The organism is Amphibacillus indicireducens (genome assembly GCF_039539605.1).
Classification (GTDB): domain Bacteria; phylum Bacillota; class Bacilli; order Bacillales; family Amphibacillaceae; genus Amphibacillus; species Amphibacillus indicireducens.
The window spans coordinates 1-2,456 of the sequence record NZ_BAABDL010000137.1; the positions used below are offsets into that span (position 1 = coordinate 1).

At 31.2% G+C, this 2,456-nt stretch carries 3 protein-coding genes; all 3 read left to right on the forward strand.

All coding sequences use genetic code 11. From position 1 onward, the window contains the following. Positions 1-314 precede the first annotated feature (314 nt). Genes ABD814_RS12250 through ABD814_RS13325 form a run of 3 tightly spaced genes read left to right on the forward strand, consistent with a single transcriptional unit; the run spans position 315 to position 2,399 of the window. A complete protein-coding gene (locus ABD814_RS12250; protein ID WP_344913661.1) occupies positions 315-887 on the forward strand; it encodes an ATP-binding cassette domain-containing protein in 573 nt (190 codons plus the stop codon). Further along, positions 884-2,107, forward strand: coding sequence for a hypothetical protein (locus ABD814_RS12255; RefSeq protein WP_344913664.1), 1,224 nt, complete (start codon positions 884-886; stop codon positions 2,105-2,107). Before ABD814_RS12250 ends, ABD814_RS12255 begins: the two co-directional genes overlap by 4 nt. Beyond that, entirely contained in the window at positions 2,094-2,399 is a 306-nt protein-coding gene (locus ABD814_RS13325; RefSeq protein WP_425549084.1) for a site-2 protease family protein, read from the forward strand. The genes ABD814_RS12255 and ABD814_RS13325 overlap by 14 nt, the downstream gene beginning before the upstream one ends. Positions 2,400-2,456: the final 57 nt, after the last annotated feature.

Consider the following 2,456-nt stretch of genomic DNA (forward strand, 5'->3'; position numbering starts at 1 on the left):
CGATTGTGTATTTTTAATTGATTTAACGCAGTTTCTTAGTGGCTTATGGTGGGGCTGTGAATAATCTAGGTATCACTTACTTTATTTTTACGGTTTTCCGAGTTCAATTTTAATTGATCATCAAAAGAAATACTATCTCTTAAACTACTCACATCTATTTAAAGCAGTGATATATTCCTTGTCTTGTTATATTTTGTCGGGACTGCTTGATAGCTATCTCGTGGTCCCTATATTTCTGTTAACCTTTTTCGTTACAGCTTTTCTGGATTATGTAATTATAAAAAAATTCAAGCAGAAATTGAGGTGTTTTTAAGATGATAATCAATCACTTTAGACTGAAAAAAGGGAAGGTTTCTCTAGAGGCAAATCATTTGGACTTTTCAGAAAAGGGTATTTACCTTTTAAGCGGAGATAACGGTAGTGGCAAAACGACTTTTATCGAAGTTATTTTAAAAGACAAAAGACATCTTAATATTACAAATAAACACGAACTTATAGCGTATTTCTCGCAGAGAAACTATAAGTACCCTATGTCAGTTAGTAATTATTTAACTTGTAGCAACCGTGAATTACTTAATGAGTATATCAGTTATTTTTCAATCGACTGTTTGAATGAAGATATTATGAACTTAAGCGGTGGTGAATTTGTCGTTGTATCTTTAATACGTTGCTTTATTAAGGATACACCGATCATTATTTTAGATGAACCAACAAACAATTTGGACAATGGCACAGCTGAAAAGGTTAATCAGATTATTAATGAGCTAAGTGCAACAAAAACGATTATTTTATCTACACATGATGAGCGGTTAAAATTTAACGATCACGTCAACTACCATTTTAGTAACGGTAAAATCCTAAAAGAAGAAGGAAGTTGGAGTAAATGAAAAAAGGAACCGAACGTATAATGACCTACATATTTGTCTCGAAATTCAATCGGTTAATGATAGCCTTTATTTCTTTACTGTTAATATTATTAACATATATTTCTGTGCAATTTATAAATGAAACTGTACCATTCGAAGAAGAACTACCGAATGATGGTATGATCGAGCTGCTTGATATTGCTGAGCCGAGTGCAAGATACATTGAAGCAATAACGAGTTCAGAGGAGTTTGAAAGGAATTATGTAGACTTATATGATCATTTTGATACTCAAGAATTAATAGAACTTTCGAATAAAAGCTATGTTGAGAATATATATGTTACTGATGAAGGTTATCTTAACAATCTATATTTTAGTGAGGAAGATAAAGAATTGCTTCTGTTTTCCATTCCGAATCTGATTACTGAGTTACCTGGTTATGAAGTGGCTTATCCAGGAACTAAAGGCTTTCTTATTGATGGGAGACTGCCGCTGGATAATATGTATGAGGTAGTTGTTTCGTATGAACAATTGCAAAATCATTGGGATTTTGAAGGTGACATCAATGATGCTATTGGGATGACGATAGATATAGATCAGACTCCTTATCAAATTGTTGGTTTAACAAATTTATCTATCACAACGCTATCTTATCAAGATGATAGACATAATCATTATGGTGTTATATCTGTAACAAAGGACTCCGAAGAATACTTAGAAAACATGTATTTAGAAATGAAAAAGCAAGGATATTCAGAAGATGATCTCTTTGCTCGAAATATCTTCATCCAATATAATGAGGACTATACTGTTGAATTGATGAGCTATTTAGTAAATCACGCACCAAGCTATCAGTATAGCTCTAATTATGTGAACGATATATTAACTCGGTACTATTATAAGGGAGTTTTACCGGAACTGATAGTTCTATCCACCTCTTTAGGTATACTGTTTGGTTCTTTCATATTTATTGTTGGGAGAAAATCATTTATGTTGATTAATGATTACATAAAAGACGTTGATAATCAAAACTTCACTCCTAAGATAAATGCTACTAAGCTGTATGCAGTTCTACTAATCGACTTTTTACTTGCCTTACCTTTTTGTTTATTATTTACCTATTTAGGGTTAGAGTCTCTGAATGGATTATTTATGTTGCTTCCTGTTTATTTGATTTGTTTACTTATTTTTGTTCTTACACTTTTTATTTTAAGGAAAGTGGTAGAATATGATAATAATTGAATTATATATTTACTATATTATCTCTTCATTTATACATGAATTGGGTCATTTTATAACATTGAAGCTATTTGGAGTTAAAGTGACTAGATTTTCAATAGGTAATTTTTTTCATTTTAATATAGGGAAATTAAAGCTCTCACCAATTATTTTGACAGCCTTTATTGAATTTCCAAGTAAAGAATTCAGCAAATTAACACTTGCCCCTAAACTTATCATAATTAGTTCAGGAGCTTTAATGAATTTATTGACGTACTTTCTATTTCCGGAAAATAAAATCCTGCATTATTCATAACTTGATTTTTTATAGGTGATTTGCCCATTAAATTGCCAAAAGCGAATGCCAGTTAGG

Coding starts and splice junctions, on each gene's coding strand:
- ABD814_RS12255 (WP_344913664.1), top strand. CDS start 884: ATGAAAAAAGGAACCGAACGTATAATGACCTACATATTTGTCTCGAAA.
- ABD814_RS13325 (WP_425549084.1), top strand. CDS start 2,094: ATGATAATAATTGAATTATATATTTACTATATTATCTCTTCATTTATA.
- ABD814_RS12250 (WP_344913661.1), top strand. CDS start 315: ATGATAATCAATCACTTTAGACTGAAAAAAGGGAAGGTTTCTCTAGAG.